This is a genomic window from Photobacterium sp. BZF1, assembly GCF_014349205.1.
Classification (GTDB): domain Bacteria; phylum Pseudomonadota; class Gammaproteobacteria; order Enterobacterales; family Vibrionaceae; genus Photobacterium.
The window spans coordinates 1-2,269 of record NZ_JACSOF010000280.1 but is presented as its reverse complement, the minus strand read 5'-3'; the positions used below and the strand labels follow the sequence as shown (position 1 = coordinate 2,269).

The 2,269-nt window shown below is 31.2% G+C and carries 2 protein-coding genes; both read right to left on the bottom strand.

Annotated features, from left to right (window positions below; all coding sequences use genetic code 11):
- Window positions 1-37 precede the first annotated feature (37 nt).
- Window positions 38-1,294 (bottom strand): lipopolysaccharide biosynthesis protein, encoded by a 1,257-nt coding sequence (locus BIZ37_RS29900; RefSeq protein WP_187464637.1) that lies wholly within the window; start codon window positions 1,292-1,294, stop codon window positions 38-40.
- A gap of 15 nt (window positions 1,295-1,309) precedes the next feature.
- A partial coding sequence (glf, locus tag BIZ37_RS29895) for a UDP-galactopyranose mutase (RefSeq protein WP_187464636.1) occupies window positions 1,310-2,269 on the bottom strand: 960 nt, incomplete at its 5' end.

Genomic DNA, 2,269 nt, shown 5'->3' with positions numbered 1-2,269 from the left:
AGAGTCCACTTTCAAATTCAACATTTCAATATATTAACTAAACTTTATTAAAAAAAAGTTTTTTTACATATATTAATGAAAACACAGACGTTACGAATAGTCCCAACGTTACTGACCAAGCAACACCATACGCTCCAGCAGTTTTACCAAAATACGGAATAGATAGAATAGTTACTGAAAATGCTATGAAAGATATTCGTTTCATAATTGACTCAAAACCTGACATTAACATAAGACTTGTTGATACACCGGTAAATAAAGAGAAGAACTGGCCTAACAAATATATATGTAACACATCGCTTGAATGAGTAAACCCGTCTCCAAAAAAATTTAGAATTTGTTCAGAGAATGAATATAAAAACAAAAGAATAGGCAAGCTTAAAGCAAACAACAATTTTGTCACAAAAACTGCCAATGCTTTTGTATCTGAGAAGTCCCCCTCTCTAGATAAGTACGCAAAACGAGGAGATACAACGAGATTAATTGCAATAAGAATAAAACTTGTGGCCATAGCGACTCTTTGACTTACGGATAAAATAGCAACTTCATGAGGGGTTATCCATACAGCAGCCCAAACAGGAATTATCCATTGCAAACCTTGTGAAAAAACAGAATGAAACCAGTTATTTTTTGCATTATTATCAATCAAATCTACAAGTTCATCACTGAGTTTATATCCTGAACTTTTTTTGTTAATCGCAATATAGAAGTATAAACAAGATGAAATGAAAAATGAAAGAGATAAAACTAAGGTTACATTATATGCATACTCTACATTAACAAAGGTCAAAATTACACCCGCAATTATAAAATGGGTAAAATTTTGGCATGGTATAGAGTAATTGATTAAACTCCTTCCTTGAAAAAACATGCCAATAAATGTAACCGATATTAAAAACAATATTGCTGGCATTATAAATAAGAAAGAGAGATACTGACCTTCGTGAATTAAATAATTACTTTTGAGTACAATCAAAATCGCATATGAAAAAATCAAAAACAAAATTGATACTGGAATTGTTTTCTTAAGTGCATAATGCAATATTGATAAATCGCTAACATTTAAACTCGAAGATTGGGATACATATTTAATTATTGTGTTGTCATAACCTCGCCTTAATACCAATCCAGAAAACATCAGAAATGAAAATGAAACAAAATAGAAGCCTGCCTGCTCAGCAGGAAGACTTCTAGTTATTATCACACTGAATAAAAAGACAATTAAAACATTTATTACACGTAAAGCAACAGCTAATAATATTTCAAAAATGGTTCTTTTTTTGTTAGAGTGCATACATTTTTATATTAATTAAGAGTTCCCGTCTAAAAAATGACGAACTGACAAAAGAGAAGATTTAATAACTTGGTGCATATCATAATATTTATATTCTGCTAAACGGCCACCGAAAATAACTTTATCTTCTTTCAATGATAGCATTCTATATCTTTTATATATTTTCATGTTCGCTTCATCATTTACGGGGTAATACCTCTCTTTACCTAAAGTCCAATTCTCTGGGTATTCCTCAGTTACAACAGTTTTTTCACTATCTGCACTTTCAAAATGTTTATGCTCAATGATCCTTGTATATTCAACATCATGCGAGGTATAATTAACAACAGCATTCCCTTGATAGTCATCGATGTCTAAAACCCTCTCATTAAAGCGTAAACTTCGATACTCTAAATGGCCTTCGCTATAGTCAAAGTACTCATCAATAGGTCCTGTATAAACAACTGTCTTTGCTTTCGAATCCCATGATTGTTTATTTTTTAAATAATTTACATTTAGTTCAACATCCGCACCGTTGATAAGAGCCTCAATTAATTTGGTATACCCTCCATTAGGTATCCCTTGGTATTTATCATTGAAATAATTATTATCATACTTAAATCTAACAGGTAGCCTTTTAATTATAAAGGCTGGAAGCTCTTTACATTCTCGCCCCCATTGCTTTTCTGTATATTCTTTTATCAATTTTCTGTATATTTTTTCCCCAACCAAACTTATAGCTTGTTCCTCAAGGTTACTAGGATTGCATGAGCTATTTTTATTCTTTATATTATCCAGATATTTTTTAGCTTCCGATGGTGTACTAACACCCCATATCTGCGAAAAAGTATTCATATTGAATGGAAGGTTGTATATTTCACCCTTATAGTTAGCTATAGGCGAATTAACAAAGGAGTTAAATTCAACAAATTGATTAACATAATCCCAAACAAATTTATCACTTGTATGAAAAATATGTGCTCCATACATATGAAC

Excerpts from the sequence above, each read along its gene's own strand:
- BIZ37_RS29900 (WP_187464637.1), bottom strand. The coding sequence starts at position 1,294 with ATGCACTCTAACAAAAAAAGAACCATTTTTGAAATATTATTAGCTGTT.